Annotated in this window: 16 protein-coding genes; 15 read left to right on the forward strand and 1 reads right to left on the reverse strand. The window is 66.9% G+C overall.

Annotated features, from left to right (window positions below):
- Positions 1 to 280 precede the first annotated feature (280 nt).
- Positions 281 to 2,704, reverse strand: coding sequence for a penicillin-binding protein 1A (locus tag ACMZ91_RS11285; RefSeq protein ID WP_049461748.1), 2,424 nt, complete (start codon positions 2,702 to 2,704; stop codon positions 281 to 283).
- 219 nt (positions 2,705 to 2,923) lie between these two features.
- On the opposite strand from ACMZ91_RS11285, the gene ACMZ91_RS11290 reads away from it, so the two are divergent.
- From ACMZ91_RS11290 to ACMZ91_RS11360, 15 genes are all read left to right on the forward strand, one after another.
- A complete protein-coding gene (locus ACMZ91_RS11290) occupies positions 2,924 to 3,982 on the forward strand; it encodes a pilus assembly protein PilM (protein WP_010484061.1) in 1,059 nt (352 codons plus the stop codon).
- Complete coding sequence (locus ACMZ91_RS11295; protein WP_049422632.1) at positions 3,982 to 4,878, forward strand: PilN domain-containing protein; 897 nt, start codon at positions 3,982 to 3,984, stop codon at positions 4,876 to 4,878. Before ACMZ91_RS11290 ends, ACMZ91_RS11295 begins: the two co-directional genes overlap by 1 nt.
- On the forward strand, positions 4,875 to 5,531 hold the full coding sequence (locus tag ACMZ91_RS11300; RefSeq protein ID WP_049400744.1) for a type IV pilus inner membrane component PilO: 657 nt from the start codon (positions 4,875 to 4,877) through the stop codon (positions 5,529 to 5,531). Before ACMZ91_RS11295 ends, ACMZ91_RS11300 begins: the two co-directional genes overlap by 4 nt.
- A gap of 26 nt (positions 5,532 to 5,557) precedes the next feature.
- Positions 5,558 to 6,064: a pilus assembly protein PilP gene (locus ACMZ91_RS11305; protein ID WP_010484064.1), complete on the forward strand. Its 507-nt coding sequence runs from the start codon at positions 5,558 to 5,560 to the stop codon at positions 6,062 to 6,064.
- A 21-nt stretch (positions 6,065 to 6,085) separates the two neighbouring features.
- On the forward strand, positions 6,086 to 8,059 hold the full coding sequence (locus ACMZ91_RS11310; RefSeq protein WP_049400745.1) for a type IV pilus secretin PilQ: 1,974 nt from the start codon (positions 6,086 to 6,088) through the stop codon (positions 8,057 to 8,059).
- A gap of 196 nt (positions 8,060 to 8,255) precedes the next feature.
- Positions 8,256 to 9,281, forward strand: a complete 1,026-nt coding sequence (locus tag ACMZ91_RS11315; protein WP_032127852.1) for an AAA family ATPase — start codon at positions 8,256 to 8,258, stop codon at positions 9,279 to 9,281.
- Between the two features lie 8 nt (positions 9,282 to 9,289).
- Complete coding sequence (locus ACMZ91_RS11320) at positions 9,290 to 10,219, forward strand: DUF58 domain-containing protein (protein WP_049461750.1); 930 nt, start codon at positions 9,290 to 9,292, stop codon at positions 10,217 to 10,219.
- Positions 10,216 to 10,671: a DUF4381 family protein gene (locus ACMZ91_RS11325; protein WP_277778961.1), complete on the forward strand. Its 456-nt coding sequence runs from the start codon at positions 10,216 to 10,218 to the stop codon at positions 10,669 to 10,671. Before ACMZ91_RS11320 ends, ACMZ91_RS11325 begins: the two co-directional genes overlap by 4 nt.
- A complete protein-coding gene (locus ACMZ91_RS11330; RefSeq protein ID WP_154264293.1) occupies positions 10,668 to 11,672 on the forward strand; it encodes a vWA domain-containing protein in 1,005 nt (334 codons plus the stop codon). The genes ACMZ91_RS11325 and ACMZ91_RS11330 overlap by 4 nt, the downstream gene beginning before the upstream one ends.
- The gene (locus tag ACMZ91_RS11335) at positions 11,669 to 13,507 is read left to right on the forward strand and encodes a tetratricopeptide repeat protein (protein ID WP_414576902.1); all 1,839 of its coding nucleotides are present in this window, start codon (positions 11,669 to 11,671) and stop codon (positions 13,505 to 13,507) included. Before ACMZ91_RS11330 ends, ACMZ91_RS11335 begins: the two co-directional genes overlap by 4 nt.
- Positions 13,504 to 15,219 (forward strand): BatD family protein, encoded by a 1,716-nt coding sequence (locus ACMZ91_RS11340; protein WP_277778959.1) that lies wholly within the window; start codon positions 13,504 to 13,506, stop codon positions 15,217 to 15,219. The genes ACMZ91_RS11335 and ACMZ91_RS11340 overlap by 4 nt, the downstream gene beginning before the upstream one ends.
- 57 nt (positions 15,220 to 15,276) lie before the next feature.
- Entirely contained in the window at positions 15,277 to 16,596 is a 1,320-nt protein-coding gene (locus ACMZ91_RS11345; protein ID WP_049400752.1) for a dicarboxylate/amino acid:cation symporter, read from the forward strand.
- Positions 16,597 to 16,811: 215 nt separating this feature from the next.
- Positions 16,812 to 18,809, forward strand: a complete 1,998-nt coding sequence (tkt, locus tag ACMZ91_RS11350; RefSeq protein ID WP_032127859.1) for a transketolase — start codon at positions 16,812 to 16,814, stop codon at positions 18,807 to 18,809.
- 305 nt (positions 18,810 to 19,114) lie between these two features.
- Complete coding sequence (locus tag ACMZ91_RS11355; RefSeq protein WP_049422655.1) at positions 19,115 to 19,393, forward strand: type II toxin-antitoxin system RelE/ParE family toxin; 279 nt, start codon at positions 19,115 to 19,117, stop codon at positions 19,391 to 19,393.
- 11 nt (positions 19,394 to 19,404) lie between these two features.
- Positions 19,405 to 19,710 (forward strand): HigA family addiction module antitoxin, encoded by a 306-nt coding sequence (locus ACMZ91_RS11360; RefSeq protein WP_014038309.1) that lies wholly within the window; start codon positions 19,405 to 19,407, stop codon positions 19,708 to 19,710.
- Positions 19,711 to 19,796 lie beyond the last annotated feature (86 nt).

Genomic DNA, 19,796 nt, shown 5'->3' on the forward strand with positions numbered 1-19,796 from the left:
GGCGGCTGCCAGAGGCGCATCGGTGCCGACCAAGGTTGGCCCCACCCACGCTTTGGTAGATGCCGACCTTGGTCGGCACAGGGCGCCAACCAAGGTTGGCAACTACCGGGCCGGCATCGGCGCCAACCAAGGTTGGCATCTACCAGAGCAGCATCGGTGCCAACCAAGGTTGGCAGCTACCAGAGCCGCATCGGTGCCAACCAAGGTTGGCATCTACCAGAGCGGCATCGGCGCCAACCAAGGTTGGCATCTACCAGAGCGGCACCTACCGAACCCTTCCTCAGAAGATATCGAACGCGGCGGCGTCGGCCTGCGGCGTATTGAGGTTCAGGTCGTAGTCGGTCAGGCGGTCCATGTCTTCCACCTTCACCCACTCGGTCGCGCCGTTGAGGGTGGCCTGGACCATGCCGCTGGGCGGGTCGTTCTGCGCGATCGGGGTGTCCTTCAGCGCGGTGCGCATGTAGTCGATCCAGATCGGCAGGGCGGCCTTGCCACCGTATTCGCGGTAACCCAGCGAGCGGAAGTCGTCGCGGCCCACCCACACGGTGGTCACGTACGGCCCGCCGAAGCCGGAGAACCAGGCGTCGCGGTGGTCGTTGGTGGAGCCGGTCTTGCCGCCCACGTCCTCGCGGCCGAGCACCTTGGCCTGCACGCCGGTACCGCGCTGGACCACGTCGCGCATCATCGACACCAGCTGGTAGGCGGTGCGGGCATCGATCGCGCGCGGGGCGGTGCGGGCATCCGGGTTGGCCGGTGCCGCCGGGGTTTCGACCTTGGCTTCGGCCTTGGCCGCGGCGGCCGGGTCCACCTTCGGGGCCGGAGCGCCGAAGTTGAAGCCGTCCACCACCTGGTTGACCGGCTGGTCGCTGCTGCCGGCGCAGTCGCGGCAGGCCAGCGCCGGGTTTTCCTTGAACACCAGGTTGCCGTCGCGGTCATTGACCTGGTCGATCAGCCAGGTGTCCACGCGCGAGCCGCCGTTGGCGAACACGGCGTAGCCGCGGGCCACCGACAGCGGGGTCAGCGAGGCGGTACCCAGCGACATCGACAGGTTCGGCGGCAGTTCCGATTCGGCGAAGCCAAACTCGCTGATGTACTTGCGCGCATAGTCCACGCCCATGCCATCGAGCAGGCGCACCGAGACCAGGTTGCGCGACTGCACCAGCGCTTCACGCAGGCGCATCGGGCCGCGGAAGCCGCCACCGTCGTTCTGCGGGGCCCAGGTCTTGCCGCGGCGGTCGCGGAACACGACCGGGGCGTCGAGCACGATCGAGGCCGGGTTGTAGCCCTTGTCGAAGGCGGCGGCGTAGACGAACGGCTTGAAGCTCGAACCCGGCTGGCGACGGGCCTGGGTGGCGCGGTTGAACTTGTTGCCGGAGAAGCTGAAGCCACCCACCAGCGCCTTCAACGCGCCGTTGTGGGCATCCAGCGAGACCAGTGCGGACTGGCCGCGCGGGATCTGGTCCAGCAGCCACTCACCTTCCTTGGCCCCGGCGCGCACGCGCACGATGTCGCCGCGCTGCACCAGCTTGCCCGGGGTCTTGTTGGTCCACTTGGCGGCGCCGGCCGGCAGCACGATCTCGCTGCGGTTTGCCAGCACCACCGTTGCGCTGCCATCGGCACCGGTGCTGGCGACGATGGCCGGCAGCAGGCCGGCCTGGCCGTACATGCCACGCAGGTGCTCGGCCAGGGCAGCGGCGTCTTCGCCGGCACCCACCTGCACCTGCTTCTCCACGCCGTGCCAGCCGTGGCGGTGGTCGTACAGCAGCAGGCCGTCGCGCACCGACTGGTTGGCGGCGGTCTGCAGGGTGGCATCGATGGTGGTGGTGACGTGGTAACCCTTGTTGACCACATCGCCGCCGAAGCGGGCGATCATTTCCTGGCGCACCAGCTCGGCCACGTAGGGGGCATCGACCTGCACCGGCGGCTCATGTGCGGTGGCGTGCATCGGCACGGCCTTGGCCGCGTCGGCCTCGGCCTGGCTGACGAACTTCAGGTCGGCCATGCGCTGCAGCACGTAGTTGTCGCGGCGCTGGCGGGCACGTTCCGGGTTGGAGATCGGGTTGCCCGAAGACGGGAACTTGGGGATGCCGGCCAGCGAGGCCATTTCATCCAGGTCCAGCTCGTTCAGCTTCTTGCCGTAGTAGAACTCGGCGGCGGCGGCCACGCCGTAGGCGCGGTTGCCGAAGAAACTCTTGTTCAGGTACAGCTCGAAGATCTCGTCCTTGCTCAGCTCGGACTCGATCTTCCGCGCCAGCAGGATCTCGGCCAGCTTGCGGGTGTAGCTGTACTCGGAACTGAGGAAGAACTGGCGGGCGACCTGCTGGGTGATGGTGGAGCCACCCGGCACGCGCTTGTCGTTGGTGGTGGCCAGCAGCCACACCGCGCGGCCGATGCCCATGTAGTCCACGCCGCCATGCTCGTAGAAGCGGGCGTCCTCGGTGGCCAGGAAGGCCTGCTTCAGGCGCTCGGGCACGTCCTTCATGGTGATGGGGGTACGGCGGGTCTCGCCGAACACCGCCATCAGCTTGCCGTCGGCGGCATAGACGTACATGGGCTCCTGCATTTCCACGTCGCGCAGGGTCTGCACGTCGGGAAGCTTGGAGGACACGGCGTAGTACAGACCGCCCACGGCGGCCGCGCCGATCAGCGCCAGGACCAGGACAATCAGGAAGATCCAGCGCAGCCAGCGGCGGAGTCGAGTCATCGGGTTCAGATTCCGATTGCGAATTTCGTGGTCGCAGAGTATAGATTACGCAAGGTGGCGGCTGGGGTCGGCACCGGGGAGCGCAAGGGGAACAGTCAGGGGCTGCATGGTGAATCCGTGAAGGACTTCACAGCAGGGCCGTTGCCATTTGCTAAGAATACGTTATTAATGCTCGGGCGCAGGTCTTGCGTCCAAGTGCCCGTCGGCAGGGGAGAAACCGTGGGGCTCATCCCAAAAAGTCAGTCGCCGCTTGTAGGCGTCGACATCAGTTCGACTGCGGTAAAGCTTTTGCAGCTGTCCCGCAGTGGCAATCGTTTTCGTGTGGAACATTACGCTGTGGAACCTCTTCCGCCGAATGCGGTGGTGGAGAAGAACATCGTGGAAGTGGAGGCCGTGGGTGAGGCCATCCGCCGCGCGATGAACCGCTCGGGGAGCAAGGCCAAGCTGGCCGCTGCCGCCGTCGCTGGGTCGGCGGTGATCACCAAGGTGATCCCGATGCCGGCCGAGCTCGACGAGAACGACATGGAAGCCCAGATCGAGCTGGAAGCGGTCAACTACATTCCGTACCCGATCGAGGAAGTGAACCTGGACTTCGAGGTGATCGGGGCGATCCCGAACAACCCGGAGATGGTCCAGGTGCTGCTGGCCGCGTCGCGTTCGGAGAACGTGGAACTGCGCCAGTCGGCGCTGGAGCTGGGTGGCCTGCAGGCCAAGGTGATGGACGTGGAGGCCTTCGCGGTCGAGAACGCCTATGCCCTGGTCGCCAGCGAGCTGCCGGTATCCATCGAGGGTGTGGTCGCGCTGGTCGACATCGGTGCCACCATGACCACCCTCAATGTCCTGCGCGGCGGCCGCAGCCTGTACAGCCGCGAACAGGTGTTCGGTGGCAAGCAGCTGACCGACGAGATCATGCGCCGCTACGGCCTGAGCTACGAGGAAGCCGGACTGGCCAAGCGCCAGGGCGGGCTGCCGGAAAGCTACGAGATGGAAGTGCTGGAGCCGTTCAAGGAAGCCACGGTCCAGCAGATCAGCCGCCTGCTGCAGTTCTTCTACGCAGGCAGCGAGTTCAACCGCGTTGATCACATCGTGCTGGCCGGTGGCTGCGCCGTGCTGGGCGGTCTGCCGGAAATGGTCGAGGAACAGCTGGGCGTGCCGACCGTGGTCGCCAACCCGCTGGCGCAGATGACCCTGGGGCCGAAGGTGAACGCGCATGCGCTGGCCCAGGATGCCCCCGCGCTGATGATCGCAACCGGTCTGGCGCTGAGGAGCTTCGACTGATGGCACGCATCAATCTATTGCCCTGGCGCGCCGAGCGGCGCAAGCAACGCCAGCGCGAGTTCTACGCAATGCTGGGCATGGCCGCGATCGGTGGCCTGCTGCTGTCGCTGGTGATCTGGTTCTACTACGACCGCCAGGTGAGCGGCCAGATGGACCGCAACGCCTATCTGGAAGCCGAGATCGAGAAGGTCAAGGAACAGAACAAGGAGATCGACCGCCTCGACGCGCAGAAGGAACGCCTGCTGGCCCGCAAGAAGGTGATCGAGGAACTGCAGGCCAAGCGCTCGCAGATGGTGCACCTGTTCGATGCGCTGGTGCGCACGATTCCCGATGGCCTGGTGCTGACCGCGCTGAAGCAGGAAGGCGACGTGCTGACCCTGGAAGGCCGTACCCAGTCCAATGCCCGTGTTTCGGCTTACATGCGCAATCTGGAGACCTCCGGTTGGATGACCAACCCGGAACTGTCGATCATCGAAGCGCGTGATCCCGAGAAGGACAAGGACGGCAAGGTGGGCCCGCTGGCCGACATCAAGGCGCTGCCCTATGTGTTCGTGGTCAAGGTGAAGCTGCCGGCACAGAGTGAGGAAGTGGCCGGTACGCCAGGCCTCAACGCCGATGGTTCGGTGGCAACGCCGGCTCCGCCCGCAGTGGCACCGCTTGCAGCCGGCCCGGATGCAGCGGCACCTGCTGCACCGGCCGCCGGCCAGCCTGCTGCTGCACCGGCTGCACCCGCTCCCGCCGCCGCGCCGGTCAACGCACCTGCTGCCACCCCGGCCCCGGCTACGCCGAACCAGCCGGCAGCCCCAGCTGCAAAGCCTGCGCCGAAGCCCGAGGGCAGCCGCCTGGCGCAGCCGCCGCAGGCCTTCAACGCCCCGCTGCAGGGGGATCGCGCATGAGCCAGAAAATCGATCTGAAGAACCTGGATTTCAACGACATCGGCAATTGGCCGCAGAAGGCCAAGATCGTCTTCTGCTCGCTGTTGGCGCTGGTGATCATGTTCGTGGCGTGGATGCTGCTGATCAGTGGCAAGCGCGAGGAACTGGCCGGCCTGGAATCGAAGGAAGTCGAGCTGCGTTCGGAGTTCACCAAGCAGCAGGAGCGTGCGGTGAACCTGGCGCCGCTGAAGCAGCAGCTGGCACAGATGGAACAGGTGCTGCAGCAGATGCTGCGGCAGCTGCCCAGCAAGACCGAAATGCCGGACCTGATCATCGACATCTCGCAGACTGCGCTGTCCAGCGGCCTGACCAACGAGCTGTTCGAGCCGGAGCAGGAGCAGGTCAAGGAGTTCTACGCCGAAAAGCCGATCAAGCTGCGCATGGTGGGCAGTTACCACCAGTTCGGTGCCTTCGTCAGTGGCGTGGCGTCGCTGCCGCGCGTGGTCATCCTGACCATGCACGACATCAACCTCAAGCCCAAGGACAAGACCAGCGGCAACGCCCGCAGCGGTGCGCTGGAGCTGTCCGGCACGGTCAAGACCTATCGCTATCTGGATGAGACCGAGGTGCAGGCACAGCAGGCGGCTGACGCCGGCAAGGAGGAGAAGAAGTGATCCGTTCCCTCTTTGCGCGTTGTGGGATGGCTGCCGTCGTGCTGATGCTGGCCGCGTGCGGCCGCGATGTGACCAGCACGCCGGGTGATGCACCGAATCTTGAAAAGTGGGTGGAAGGCGAGCGTGCCCGGCCGGCGCAGCCGCTGGAGCCGCTGCCGGTGATGCAGCAGTTCGAAACCTTCGAATACTCCGCACAGGGTCTGCGCGACCCGTTCACCGATGCCTGGACCAATCCGCAGCAGGGGAATGGCGGATTGCGTCCGGATCCGAACCGGCGCAAGGAGCCGCTGGAAGGCTTCCCGCTGGACGCACTGGACATGGTCGGCACCATCGGCACCGGAGCCGCCACCGTGGCGCTGGTGATGGGGCCGGACAAGGTGACCTACCGGGTACGCCCGGGCGGCTACCTGGGGCAGAGCGACGGGCGGGTCACGGCGGTCTTCGAAGACCACGTGGAGCTGATCGAACTGGTGCCGGATGGCGCGGGTGGCTGGCTGGAACGGCCGGCAACGCTCTCGCTTGAAGATCAATGATCGTTTACTGGGGATAGCACGATGACCTTTCACCAAGCCAAGGGGCTGCGTCCCATCCGGCGCTTTACCTTGAACCGTGTCAGCGCGTTGGGAGTCGCGCTGATGCTGGCCTGCGCTCCGGCGCTGGCCGCCGCACCGGCGGAAAAGCCGGTGGGCGCCACCGTGGCACCGGCGGCAGCGCCGGCCGGCCTGTCGGTGGCCAAGATCGATTTCAAGCGCGGCGATGATGGCGCCGGGCGCCTGATCGTCCAGTTCGACGGCCAGGGCGCGGTTCCGGACCTGCGTACGCAGGGCAACAGCGTGGTGGTCGATGTCGGTAACGCCCGACTGCCGGCCAACCTGCAGAAGCCGATGAACGTCATCGACTTCGCTACGCCGGTGCAGCGCATCGACGCCAAGCCGTCCGGTGCCGGTACCCAGCTGGTGCTGAGCACCGGCGGTGCGGTCGAATCACTGGCCTACCAGAGTGGCAACGAGTACGTGGTGGAGATCAGCCCGCGGCAGGCGCCGGCCGCCGTCGGTGCCGTCACCGCTGGCAGCGTCACCCAGGCTGCCAAGGCCGTCGGCCAGCGCGGTTTCACCGGCAAGCCGGTGACCTTCAACTTCCAGGACGTGCCGGTGCGCACCGTGCTGCAGCTGATCGCCGAGGAATCCAATCTCAACGTGGTGGCCTCCGATTCGGTACAGGGCAATGTGACCCTGCGCCTGGTCAACGTGCCGTGGGACCAGGCGCTGGACATCGTGCTGCGTGCCAAGGGCCTGGACAAGCGTCGCGATGGCAGCGTGATCTGGGTCGCTCCGCAGGCTGAGCTGGCCAAGTTCGAGCAGGAGAAGGAAGACGCGCGCATCGCCATCGAGAACCGCGAAGACCTGGTCACCGATTACGTCCAGATCAACTACCACAGCGCCACGCAGATCTTCAAAGCGCTGACCGAGGCCAAGGGCATCGGTGGCGGCAGTGGTGGCGGCAATGGCGGTGGTGGCGGCTCGTCGCAGGAGGAGAGTGGCTTCCTGTCCGGGCGGGGCCGCATCGTCGCCGACGAGCGCACCAACACGCTGATGATCAGCGACATTCCGAAGAAGATCGCGCGCATGCGCGAGCTGATCAGCGTGATCGACCGCCCGGTCGACCAGGTGCTGATCGAAAGCCGCATCGTCATCGCGACCGACACCTTCGCCCGCGAGCTGGGTGCGAAGTTCGGCATCAGCGGCAGCCGCGACAACGTGTACTTCAGCGGCAGCCTCGCTGCCAACGAGGAAACCCGCAAGTCGCAGGTCGATACCGCACTGGCCAACGCCAAGGCGGTCCGTGAGTGGCAGGCCGGTGGCAGCGTCGGCCCGGCGCCGGTTCCCAGCGGCCCGACCATCAAGCGTGGCCTGAACTGGAACCTGCCGGTGGCTACGGCCAGCAATCCGGGTTCGCTGGCGCTGTCGATCCTCAACGCAGGCTACCTGCTGGACGTGGAGCTGTCGGCCATGCAGGAAGAGTCGCGGGGTGAGGTGATCTCCAACCCGCGCGTGGTCACCACCAACCAGCGCGAGGCGATGATCAAGCAGGGCAAGGAAATCGGCTACGTCACCATCAGTGGCACCGGTGCTGCCGGTGGCGCCGGTTCCACCCCGAACGTGCAGTTCAAGGAAGTGGTGCTGGAACTGCGGGTGACCCCGACCATCACCAACGACAACCGCGTGTTCCTCAACATGCAGGTGAAGAAGGACGAAGTTGACCGCCTGATCGAACTGCAGGGCTACGGCACGGTACCGTCGATCAACCGCCGTGAGGTCAACACCGCGGTGCTGGTCGAGGATGGACAGACCGTGGTCATCGGTGGTGTGTACGAGTTCACCGACCGCAGCAGCATCAGCAAGGTGCCGTTCCTGGGCGACGTGCCGTTCCTGGGCAACCTGTTCAAGAAGCGCGGCCGCAACAAGGACAAGGCCGAGCTGCTGGTGTTCGTGACCCCGAAGGTGCTGCGCGTGGCCAAGCAGAACTGAGCCCGCGCCTCCGCGAAACGCAGAAGGGCCGCCCTGCGCGGCCCTTCTGCGTTTCCGCCAGTAGATCCACGCCGCCCATGTCCAGTAGATCCACGCCATGCGTGGATGGGCCGTTCAGCCGTTCTTGATGCCATTCGCAGGGCACCCTGCGATGATGTCGGGAACCCGTGCCGTCCCGCGCCGGTCAAAGGCCCCCATGAACCTGCCACCGCCGATGCCCGAAACCGTCTCGCCGCCGTCCGCGCCGGCCACCTCCCGCCTGCATGCCGCTTTCAGCCAGCTGCGCGACGCATTGTCGGCCGAGATCGTCGGCCAGGCCGCGCTGGTCGAACGCCTGCTGATCGCGCTGCTGGCCGATGGCCACCTGCTGGTGGAAGGCGCTCCGGGCCTGGCCAAGACCACGGCGATCCGCGCGCTGGCCTCGCGCCTGGAGGCCGACTTCGCCCGCGTGCAGTTCACCCCGGACCTGTTGCCGGCCGACCTGACCGGCACCGAGATCTGGCGCCCGCAGGAAGGCCGCTTCGAATTCGTACCCGGCCCGATCTTCCATCCGATCCTGCTGGCCGATGAAATCAACCGCGCGCCAGCCAAGGTGCAGTCGGCACTGCTGGAAGCGATGGGCGAGCGCCAGGTCACCGTGGGCCGCCACACCTACGCGCTGCCGCCGCTGTTCCTGGTGATGGCCACGCAGAACCCGATCGAGCAGGAAGGCACCTTCCCGCTGCCGGAAGCGCAGTTGGACCGTTTCCTGATGCATGTGCGCATCGGCTACCCGGACCAGGCCGCCGAATCGGAGATCCTGCGCCTGGCTCGCGAGCGAGCCCGTGGTGCGTTGGGCGAAGCCGCACAAGCGCCGGAAAAGCTGCCGATGCAGGATGTGTTCGATGCCCGCCGCGAAGTGCTGGACCTGCACATGGCGCCGGCGCTGGAACGCTACCTGATCGAGCTGGTGCTGGCCTCGCGTGATCCGTCGCGCTATGACGCTGGCCTTGGCCGCCGCATTGCATGGGGCGCCAGCCCGCGCGGTTCCATCGCGCTGGAACGCTGTGCACGCGCGCGCGCCTGGTTGGCTGGCCGCGATTTCGTCACCCCCGATGACGTGCGTGCGGTTGCCGCCGACGTGCTGCGCCATCGCGTGCTGCCCAGCTATGAAGCCACCGCTGAAGGCTGGGATGGCGAACGCCTGGTGCAGGAGCTGCTGGCCCGGGTGCCGGCACCCTGAGCCTGCGCATGACCGATCCATCCCTGCACCACGCCTCCTCCGTCAGTGACGGTGACGGGCTGCGCCCGCAACTGTCCGAACTGGTGGCGCTGCGCCGCCTTGCACAGCGACCGCCGCCGCCACGCCGTGGCCGCGCCGGCAACGCCGGGCAGGCGCCGTCGCCGCTGCGCGGGCGTGGCATGGAATATGCCGAGTCACGCGAGTACGTGGCCGGTGATGATGCACGGCATATCGACTGGCGGGTGACCGCGCGGACCGGACGTGCCCATACCAAGCTGTTCCAGGCCGAACGCGAGCGGGTCAGCCTGATCGTGGCCGATACCTCGCCGGCCCTGTACTTCGGCACCCGCGTGCGCTTCAAATCGGTGCAGGCTGCACGCGCGGGCGCCGTCGCCGCGTGGTCGGCGCAGCGTCGTGGCGATCGCATCGGCGCCCTGCGTGGCAGCGACCGTGAACCACCGATTGCACCGGCAGGCGGCCCGCGCGGCGTATTGCGTGTGCTGGACGCGCTCACCCGCTGGTATGCGCAGCCCCCGGCCGATGACCTTGGCCTGGAACGTGCGCTGGACCATGCCGGTCGCGTCCTGCGCCCGGGTGCACGTGTGCTGGTGCTGGCCGATCCGCAGCAGGCCATCCGTATTCCGCCGGCGCGCTGGAGTGCGCTGGCCCAGCACCACGACCTCAGCCTGGTGCTGCTGGTGGATCCATTGGAACTGCAGCCTCCGTCAGCCGCGCTGCAGTTCCAGACCCTGCAGCAGCGCATCGGCCTCGACCTGCGCCGCAGCGAGGTCCAGGCCCATTGGCAGGCGCATTTCGTTGAACCGCTGCAGGAGCTGCGGCGCCAGCTGGGAGCGCGCCGCGTCGATGTGCAGGTGCTGTCCACCGACGCGCCCAGTGATGCCTGGCTGGCGCCATCCCCGACCGAGGTGCCGGCATGAGCGCGAACCTGCCGCTGCGCGATGTGCAGGTGCCACCCGCTCCATCATGGTGGCCGCCGGCACCGGGCTATCTGATGATCGGCGGCGTGGTGCTGCTGTTGCTGGTGGTGGCGGTGGCGGCCTTCTTCTGGTGGCAACGTCGCCGTCGCCGCCAACGCTGGTTGCAGCTGTTCGATCAGGAGCTGGCATCTACCGCCGATGCTGCTGCGGAACTGGCAGCCATCGCCGGACTGCTGCGTCGCGCCGCACGCCAGGCGCAGCCCGGCAGTGAATCCCTGCGCGATGATGCCTGGTGGCAGCGCGTGGATCTGCAGGGCACATTGCCGGAAGCACGCCGAAGCCTGTTGGCCGAAGGTGCCTATCGCCCACGGGTGGACGTCAACGAGGTGGCCGCAGTACGCCGCTGGGCGCGCGAGCGCTATCTGGCCATGCTGCTGGAGCGGCGCCGATGAATCTGCTGGCAAGTTACTGGCCATGGCCGGACCTGCAGCTGGCGTGGCCGTTGGCCCTGCTGGCGCTGCCGTTGCCGTTGCTGATGCGCTGGTGGAAGCGTCGTGCCGATCCCGGTGCTGCGCTGCGGGTGCCCTATGCGGCGACGGAACTGGAAGCGCTGGCCGGTGGCGGCCGCGTTGACGTGTCGTGGCTGCGCACGCTGCTGTTGTGGCTGGGTTGGTGCGCGCTGTGCGTCGCACTGGCTCGCCCGCAACAGCTGGGTGAAGCGATCACGCCGCCGCAGGAGGGCCGGCAGATGATGCTGGCGATGGACGTGTCCGGCAGCATGGGCGAGGGCGACATGGTGCTGGGCGGGCAGGCGGTGGATCGCCTCACTGCCGCGAAGGCGGTGCTGGCCGACTTCCTCGATCGCCGCGCCGGTGATCGCATCGGCCTGCTGATCTTCGGCGACCGCGCCTACACGTTGACGCCGCTTACGGCCGATCTGGCCAGCGTGCGCGACCAGCTGCGCGACAGCGTGGTCGGCCTGGCCGGGCGCGAGACCGCCATCGGTGATGCCATCGGCCTGGCGGTGAAGCGCCTGCGCAGCCAGCCTGAAGGCCAGCGCGTGCTGATTCTGCTGACCGACGGCGTCAGCAATGCCGGCGTGCTGGAACCGCTGCGTGCCGCCGAAGTCGCGCGTGCCGAGGGCGTGCGTATCCACACCGTCGCCTTTGGCGGTGATGGCAGCATGCGCCTGTTCGGTATTCCCATTTCCGCCGACCAGGATCCGGTCGACGAGGCTACCTTGAAGAAGATCGCGAGCATGACCGGCGGCCAGTTCTTCCGCGCCCGCGACACTGCACAGCTGGCCGGCATCTATGCCGAACTGGACCGGCTCGAGCCGATCGCTGCGAAGGGACCAAGCCTGAGACCGCGCGAGGAACGCTATGCATGGGCGCTGGGCCTGGCCTTGCTGCTGGGCGCATTGGCCTGGCTGTGGCCGGAGCGTCGCCGATGATCGCGCTTGCTTCGAATCTTCCCGACTGGAACGCGCTGCACTTCCTGCGTCCGGAATGGCTGTGGGCGTTGCTGGCGCTGCCGTTGATCATCGCTGTGGCGTTGTATCGGCAGCGGCGCAGCGACGTGTGGCGAACAGCGGTGGATGCCCACCTGTTGCCGCATCTGCTGGCTGCGGGCACGCGCCGCCGTGCACGCCTGCCCTGGGCCGTGCTGCTGGGCTGGATCCTGGCAGCGCTGGCCATGGCCGGGCCGAGTTGGCGGCAGCAGGCGCAACCGATGTTCCAGGCCAGCGCACCGCTGCTGGTCGTGCTGGATCTGTCCAGCCGGATCAATGCCACCGATCTGCCGCCGTCGCGCCTGCTGCAGGCTCGGGCGAAAGTGGGCGAGCTGCTGCGTGCCCGCCAGGGGGGCCAGGTGGGCCTGGTGGTCTATGCCGAGGATGCCTACACCGTGGCACCGCTGACCGACGACGGCAGCAACGTCGCGTTGTATCTGGACGCGCTGTCGCCGGATGTGATGCCGCGCGACGGACAACGCGCCGACCGTGGCATCGACTGGGCGACGCGGTTGATGCGCCAGATCGGGGCATTGCGCGGGCAGATCCTGCTGGTCAGCGATCAGGCGGATGATGAAGCGGCACTGGCCGCAGCGCAGGCGCGCAGCCTCGGCATGCAGGTGTCGGTACTGGGGCTGGGCACATCTGCCGGTGCGGCGTACCGGGATGGCACTGGGCAGATCCGCCAGGCCGCGCTGGATGAAGGCAGCCTGCGTGCGGTGGCGACCGCAGGCGGAGGCCGCTATGCCCGCATCGCCACCGATGACAGTGATCTGCGTGCGCTGGGCGTACTTGATGCACGCGAGGGTACTGCGGCGCAGCGGCCCGGCGAGGGCAAGCAATGGCGTGATGAAGGGTTCTGGCTGCTGCCACCGGTGATGCTGCTGGCGCTGCTCGCTTTCCGTCGCCGCGCGCTGCTGGCGGCGGTGCTGGCGGTGGGCCTGCTGCCATGGATGAGTGATGTGCAGGCGCAGGCGCCTGCGGTGCCGGCCGCACCGCCGGCGCAGGGCACGCTGTGGAAGCGCGCCGACCAGGTGCAGCACCAGCGTCTGGCCGAAGGTGCGCAGGCTTACCGCAACGGTGATTTCGCCAGTGCCCGCAAGCAGTTCGAGGGCATCGACAGCGATGCGGGCTGGTACAACCTGGCCAATACGCTGGCCCGCCAGGGCAACTACGACGAAGCCATTGCCGCCTACGACCGCGCGCTGGCACTGCATCCCGGCATGGCCGATGCGGTCGCCAACCGTGCCGTGGTCGATGCCGCGCGCAAGCGCAAGCAGTCGGGTGGCAAAGGCCAGGATCAGCAGAAGCCACCGCAGAACGGGCAGCAGAAGCAGCAGAACGATTCACAGGGCCAGCAGAATCCGCAGGGCCAGCAGCCGCAGCAGGGCCAGCAGAATCCTGGTCAGGGACAGTCGCAGTCGGGTCAGCAGGGCCAGCCCAATCCCGGTGACGACAAGAACCAGTCGAGCCCGCAGCCCGGCGAGCGTGGCCGCGATGGACAGCAGGCGCCACCACAGGTGGAGGATGCCAAAGCGCAGGCCCAGGCTGATGAGCAGCAGCGCCAGCGCATGCAGCAGGCCATGCAGCAGGCACGTGAGGGCAAAGGCGATCAGGATGGCAAGCCCGTGCCAGGCAGCGACGGCACCACCCCACGCCAACGCGAGGAGCAGCAGGCGGTGGAGGCGTGGATGCGGCGCGTGCCGGATGATCCGGGCGCATTGCTGCGGGCCAAGTTCCAGCTGGAAAACGAACGCAGGAAGAGGGAAGGGCGATGACGCGGGCGATCAACATGCACGGGCACTGGCCCCGACAGGTACTGGCGGCGCTGCTGCTGTGGCTGCCGCTGCTGGCCTGGGCGCAGCCGCGTGCGTGGCTGGACCGCGACCGCATCGCGATGGGTGACACGGTCACGCTCAATGTCGAGAGCGACCAGGGCGCCCCTGACTTCACACCGTTGCGCACCGACTTCGACCTCAGCGGGCAGACCAGCAGCCGCCAGGTAGCGTGGAGCAACGGCAGCATGCAGCAGCGCAATCTGTATGGCGTGGCACTCACGCCACGGCGTAGCGGTGCACTGGTGGTGCCGGGCCTGCAGGTGGGCAGCGTACGTACCGCACCGTTGACCCTGCAGGTGGATGCCGCTGCCGTGGCCGGTCCCGACAGCAATGCGGTGGCGTTCATCGAAACCGTTGTCGATGACGAGACACCGTATGTGCAGCAGAGCGTAGGCGTGGTGGTGCGGTTGTATTTCGCCTCGCAGCTGGCCTCCGGCGAACTGGTGCTGGATACACCGGCCGGCGCGTCGTTGCAGCGGGTGGGCGATGACCGCACCGATGTGCGACAGGTCAACGGCCGCCGCTACAACGTGGTCGAGCGGCGCTTCCTGCTGATCCCCGAGCGCAGCGGTGCACTTCGGCTGGCCGGTGCGCGCTTCAGCGGGCGCAGTGCCGGTGGCTTCTTCGACGATTTCTTCGGCGGCGGCGACGGGCGCATGAATGCCACTGGCGCGGACCGCACGTTGCAGGTGCAGGCGCAACCGGCACAGGCGCCGCAGCCATGGCTGCCGCTGCAGGGCCTGCAGCTGCGCTACACCAGTGCACCGACCAGCGCCCGTACCGGCGAGGCGGCCAACGTGGTGGTGGAGGCGATTGCCGAAGGCGCCACCCGCGCGCAGTTCACCGATCTGCCGGTGCCCGACGTCGGCAACGCCGCGCAGGTGTTCGCAGAACCTGCGCAGTACGAAGAGACCTTCAATGGCAGTACCCCGCGGCTGAAGATCACCCGCCGCTATTCGATCGTGCCGCGCCAGCCGGGTTCGCTGGTGGTGCCGGGGCCGCGCCTGCCGTGGTGGGACGTGCGCAATGGCAAGGCACAGGAAGCGAAGCTGCCGGACCTGACGCTGGCCGTGGTGGCCGGTAACGGGGGAGGCAGTGCGTCACCTGCACCGCTGCCACCGATCGACACCGATGCGGTGCTGCCGGGTGGCGATGGCCAGGACAGCCGTATCGCGGCGACCGATCCGCGCGCCAGTGGTTTGTCCGAGCGGCCATGGCCGTGGATGGGCGCCGCCATCGGCCTGGCGTTGCTGTGGCTGCTGACGCTGTTGTGGGGCTGGCAGCGAGGCCGTCGCCCGCGCGTGGCGGCACCCGTGGCGGCCAAGGGCGCTGTGCCGGCTGTGGCGACTGGACGTGCAGGCGTGGCCGAACTGCGCCGCGCGCTGGATGGTGAAGGGTTTGATCAGGTGGAAGCGCAGCTGTGTGCGATGGCCGGTGTCGAACGTATCGAGCAGGTCATCACGCGGCTCGATGACCCGGCCCAGCGCCAGGTGCTGCAGGAACTGCAGCAGGCCCGATGGGGCGGGCAGGGTGATCTTGCGCCGCTGCGCACGCGCCTGCGCGAGGTCTTCCGTGACGGACCGCACTGGTCGGCGGCAGCAAAGACCGCTGACACTGGCCTGGCGCCGCTGTATCCGCCGCGGCGAACCTGAACCGGCGCCGCTTGCGCGCTTTGTTAGAGTGCATTCATTTTTCGAGGAAACCCGCGCATGACAGCAGCTGCTGCCGACAAGAAGAAGTTGCCCCTGCATTGGAAGATGGGCATCGGCTTTGCGATCGGCCTGATCCTGGGACTGATCGTGCACGCCCTGGGCGGCAGCGTCGATGGTCTGCAGGCCGGTGCCAAGTGGGTAATGGACTACATCACCACCCCGGCGTCTGGCCTGTTCCTCAACCTGATCTTCATGCTGATCGTGCCGCTGATCTTCTCGGCGCTGATCATGGGTGTGTCGGAGATGGGCGACATCCGCGCCCTTGGCCGCATCGGCTGGAAGACCCTGGCCTATACCGTGCTGCTGTCCGGCATTGCCGTGGGCATCGGGCTGGTGCTGGTGAACCTGCTCAAGCCGGGTGTGGGCGTTGACCCGCAGGTCGCTGCGATGATGCTGTCGGAGAACGCCGAGCGCAGCAAGGAGATTGTCGCGGGCATCCACGGCACGCCGAAGGGCATGGACATGCTGCTGTCGATCGTGCCGAGCAACGTGCTGCAGGCCGCGTCTGACAACGGCGCGATCCTGTCGCTGATGTTCTTCGCGCTGATGTTCGGCATCGGCATGGTGCTGACCGACAACGAGAAGGTCGCGCCGCTGCGCCGCGCCATCGAAGGCGTGTTCGAAATTTCGATGACCCTGATCAACCTGGTCATCCGCCTGGCCCCGTATGCGGTGGCCTGCTTCATGTTCAACCTGGCCGCGCTGTTCGGCTTCGAGCTGATCGTCCGCCTCGGTGCCTACGTGGGCGTGGTGGTGTTGGCACTAGGCCTGCACATGGTGGTGAGCTACGGTACGGCCGTATGGCTGTCCGGTCGTTCGCCGCTGTCGTTCTTCCGCGATACCCAGGAAGCGACGGTGATGGCGTTCTCCACCGCCTCCAGCAACGCCACCCTGCCGACCGCGCTGCGCGTGGCCGACCAGATGGGCCTGCCGCAGCGCGTGTCGCGCTTCGTGCTGACCGTGGGCGCCACCGCCAACCAGAACGGCACCGCGCTGTTCGAGGGCGTGACGGTGATCTTCCTGGCCCAGTTCTTCGGCGTGGACCTGAGCATCGGCCAGCAGATCATGGTGATGGCGGTCTGCATCCTCGGTGGCATCGGCACGGCCGGCGTGCCGTCGGGCTCGCTGCCGGTGGTGGCGATGATCTGCGCGATGGTGGGCGTGAACCCGCTGGGCATCGGCCTGATCCTGGGCGTGAACCACTTCCTGGACATGTGCCGTACCGCGCTGAACGTGACCGGCGACCTGGCCCTGACCACCCTGGTGGCCAAGGGCGAGTCCCACGACGGCCCGGCGCTGGGCCCGCAGCAGGACTGAGTCCGGGGCTACTGCTGGTGACCTGATCGGGGTCGGATTCCTTTCCGCAGGGAAAGGGCTCCGACCCCGTTTCACATGCGGAATCCGGCGGAGATGACGACGTTGCCGGCCAGCGGCCGGCACGACCGGGCAAGGTGAACCGACCCCCCGCCCGGCGACTATGGGACAATAGGCCGCCCGCACGTCCGCGGCCGCCTCCCGATTCCGACAGAACCATGACGCAGCCTACCCGTCGCCAGTTGGCCAACGCCATCCGCTTCCTTGCCGCCGATGCGGTTGAAACCGCAAAGTCCGGCCACCCCGGCATGCCCATGGGCATGGCCGACATCGCCGAAGTCCTCTGGAACGACTATCTCCGCCATAACCCGAGCAACCCGCACTGGTTCAACCGCGACCGTTTCGTGCTGTCCAACGGCCACGGTTCGATGCTGCAGTACGCGCTGCTGCACCTGAGCGGTTACGACCTGCCGATCGAGCAGCTGAAGCTGTTCCGCCAGCTGGGCAGCCACACCGCCGGCCACCCGGAACGCCACGAGACCCCGGGCGTGGAAACCACCACCGGCCCGCTGGGCCAGGGTTTCGCCAATGCCGTGGGCTTCGCCCTGGCCGAGAAGCTGCTGGCACAGCGCTTCAACCGCCCGGAGCTGGAAGTGGTCGACCACCGCACCTGGGTGTTCATGGGCGATGGCTGCCTGATGGAAGGCGTGTCGCATGAAGCGGCGTCGCTGGCCGGCACCTGGGGCCTGCACAAGCTGGTCTGCTTCTGGGACAACAACCACATCTCCATCGACGGCAACGTCGAGGGCTGGTTCACCGACAATACCCCGGAGCGTTTCGAGGCCTATGGCTGGAACGTCGTGCGCGATGTCGATGGCCATGATCCGGAGAGCATCAAGGCCGGCATCGAGGCCGCGCTGTCGCAGAGCGACAAGCCGACCCTGATCTGCTGCCGCACCACCATTGGTTTCGGTTCGCCGAACAAGGCGGGCAAGGAATCCAGCCACGGCGCACCGCTGGGCAAGGACGAACTGGAAGCCACCCGCAAGCAGCTGGGCTGGGAATATGGTCCGTTCGAGATCCCGCAGGCGATCTACGACGGCTGGCGCGCCAATGGCGCCGGCACGCTGCGCCAGGCCGAATGGGAACAGCTGTTCGACAAGTACGCCAGCCAGTACCCGGCTGAAGCGTCCGAGCTGACCCGCCGTTCGCACGGCGAGCTGCCGGCCGACTTCGTTGCCAAGGCCGATGCCTACATCGCCCAGGTGGCCGCTGAAGGCCCGACGATCGCTTCGCGCAAGGCCTCGCAGCTGGCCATCGAAGCCTACGCCCCGCTGCTGCCGGAAATCGTCGGTGGCTCGGCCGACCTGGCGCACTCCAACCTGACCCTGTGGAAGGGCAGCAAGTCGGTGGCCAGCGACGACGCCAACGCCAACTACGTGTACTACGGCGTGCGCGAGTTCGGCATGACCGCCATTGCCAACGGCCTGGCCCTGCACGGTGGTTTCATTCCGTTCGACGCCACCTTCCTGGTGTTCAGCGACTACGCCCGCAACGGCGTGCGCATGAGCGCACTGATTCCGGCGCACGCCATCCACGTCTACACCCACGACTCGATCGGCCTGGGCGAAGACGGCCCGACCCACCAGCCGGTGGAGCACCTGGCCTCGCTGCGTTACATCCCGAACAACGACGTGTGGCGTCCGTGCGATGCGGTCGAGTCGGCGGTGAGCTGGAAGGCTGCGATCACCCGTCAGGACGGCCCGAGCTGCCTGGTGTTCAGCCGCCAGAACCTGCCGCACCAGCCGCGCAACGCCGAGCAGATCGCTCAGATCGAGCGCGGTGGCTACGTGCTGGCCGATGCCGCCGGTACCCCGGACGTGATCCTGATCGCCACCGGTTCGGAAGTTTCGCTGGCCACCGAAGCCAAGGCCCAGCTGGATGCGGCCGGCCTCAAGACCCGCGTGGTCTCGATGCCGTCCACCGACGTGTTCCTGCGCCAGGATGCGGCCTACCGTGAATCGGTGCTGCCGAACGCCGTGCGCAAACGCGTTGCGGTGGAAGCCGGCGTCACCGGTTTCTGGCGCCAGTTCGTCGGCCTGGACGGTGCGGTGATCGGTATCGACACCTTCGGTGCCTCGGCCCCGGCCGACCAGCTGTACAAGCACTTCGGCATCACCACTGCCCACGTGGTGGAAGCCGCCAAGGCGCTGTAAGCAGCCTCGCGAAGCAGGAAGGGAAAGGCCGGCGCACGCCGGCCTTTTCTTTGCTCGAGAGAAAAGGGGACGGAGGGGATTAAGTCGTTTTTGCACAAACGACTTGATCCCCTCCGTCCCTTTTTCGTCCGGCATGTTGCGCCCTGCGGCACCAGTGTCGCGTTGGCCTCTTCATCTAGCCTGCATTCCTTGCGAAAAGGAGGGCCTGCCGAGGTACCCCCGGAAGTAGTCATGGACAAGAAGAGCGGCGCAGAAACCCATGGTGGATTTACGGGGTGTAAGGTGATGCCTTACACTGGCGCCGCATGATCGTCAGCTTCAGGCACAAGGGCCTGAAGGCGCTCTATGAGCGGGGCGACATGTCCGGAGTCCGTGCCGATCATGTGGCTCGGTTGCGGCGTTTGCTTCTGCAGCTGGATCAAGCCCGGCTGCCTGGAGACATGGGGCTGCCCGGAAATCGCCTGCACCCACTGCGCGGGAGCTATAGCGGCTACTGGGCTGTAAGTGTCTCGGCGAGTTGGCGATTGGTGTTCCGCTTTCGTGGGCTGGACGTCGAACTGGTCGATTACCTTGATTACCACTAGGAGTCTGCTCGATGCCGTTGCATGATCCACCGCATCCCGGAGAGTCGCTGCGCGAAGACATCCTGCCGGCGATAAGCATGTCGATCAGTGCGCTGGCGCAGCATCTTGGCTATTCGCGCGGACAGCTGTCGACCATCATCAACGGGCACGCTGGCATCTCCGCGGAACTTGCATTCCGCCTTGAGCTTGCAGGTCTGGGCAATGCCCGCATGTGGCTGGCGATGCAGGCGGCATACGACCTGTGGCAGGTCGAGCATCGAGCGCATCCACCGATTGCCCGTCTGTATCTTGAGGATGCAGTGAGGATAGAGCGGTAGATCTACGCCATGCGTGGATGAGAAAAAGGGGACGGAGGGGATTAAGTCGTTTATGCACAAACGACTTAATCCCCTCCGTCCCCTTT

The organism is Stenotrophomonas sp. FR024 (assembly GCF_047500745.2).
Taxonomy (GTDB): domain Bacteria; phylum Pseudomonadota; class Gammaproteobacteria; order Xanthomonadales; family Xanthomonadaceae; genus Stenotrophomonas; species Stenotrophomonas maltophilia_A.

Coding starts and splice junctions, on each gene's coding strand:
- ACMZ91_RS11285 (WP_049461748.1), bottom strand. CDS start 2,704: ATGACTCGACTCCGCCGCTGGCTGCGCTGGATCTTCCTGATTGTCCTG.
- tkt (WP_032127859.1), top strand. CDS start 16,812: ATGACGCAGCCTACCCGTCGCCAGTTGGCCAACGCCATCCGCTTCCTT.
- ACMZ91_RS11310 (WP_049400745.1), top strand. CDS start 6,086: ATGACCTTTCACCAAGCCAAGGGGCTGCGTCCCATCCGGCGCTTTACC.
- ACMZ91_RS11330 (WP_154264293.1), top strand. CDS start 10,668: ATGAATCTGCTGGCAAGTTACTGGCCATGGCCGGACCTGCAGCTGGCG.
- ACMZ91_RS11300 (WP_049400744.1), top strand. CDS start 4,875: ATGAGCCAGAAAATCGATCTGAAGAACCTGGATTTCAACGACATCGGC.
- ACMZ91_RS11320 (WP_049461750.1), top strand. CDS start 9,290: ATGACCGATCCATCCCTGCACCACGCCTCCTCCGTCAGTGACGGTGAC.
- ACMZ91_RS11325 (WP_277778961.1), top strand. CDS start 10,216: ATGAGCGCGAACCTGCCGCTGCGCGATGTGCAGGTGCCACCCGCTCCA.
- ACMZ91_RS11360 (WP_014038309.1), top strand. CDS start 19,405: ATGCCGTTGCATGATCCACCGCATCCCGGAGAGTCGCTGCGCGAAGAC.
- ACMZ91_RS11355 (WP_049422655.1), top strand. CDS start 19,115: ATGATCGTCAGCTTCAGGCACAAGGGCCTGAAGGCGCTCTATGAGCGG.
- ACMZ91_RS11305 (WP_010484064.1), top strand. CDS start 5,558: ATGGCTGCCGTCGTGCTGATGCTGGCCGCGTGCGGCCGCGATGTGACC.
- ACMZ91_RS11315 (WP_032127852.1), top strand. CDS start 8,256: ATGAACCTGCCACCGCCGATGCCCGAAACCGTCTCGCCGCCGTCCGCG.
- ACMZ91_RS11335 (WP_414576902.1), top strand. CDS start 11,669: ATGATCGCGCTTGCTTCGAATCTTCCCGACTGGAACGCGCTGCACTTC.
- ACMZ91_RS11295 (WP_049422632.1), top strand. CDS start 3,982: ATGGCACGCATCAATCTATTGCCCTGGCGCGCCGAGCGGCGCAAGCAA.
- ACMZ91_RS11345 (WP_049400752.1), top strand. CDS start 15,277: ATGACAGCAGCTGCTGCCGACAAGAAGAAGTTGCCCCTGCATTGGAAG.
- ACMZ91_RS11340 (WP_277778959.1), top strand. CDS start 13,504: ATGACGCGGGCGATCAACATGCACGGGCACTGGCCCCGACAGGTACTG.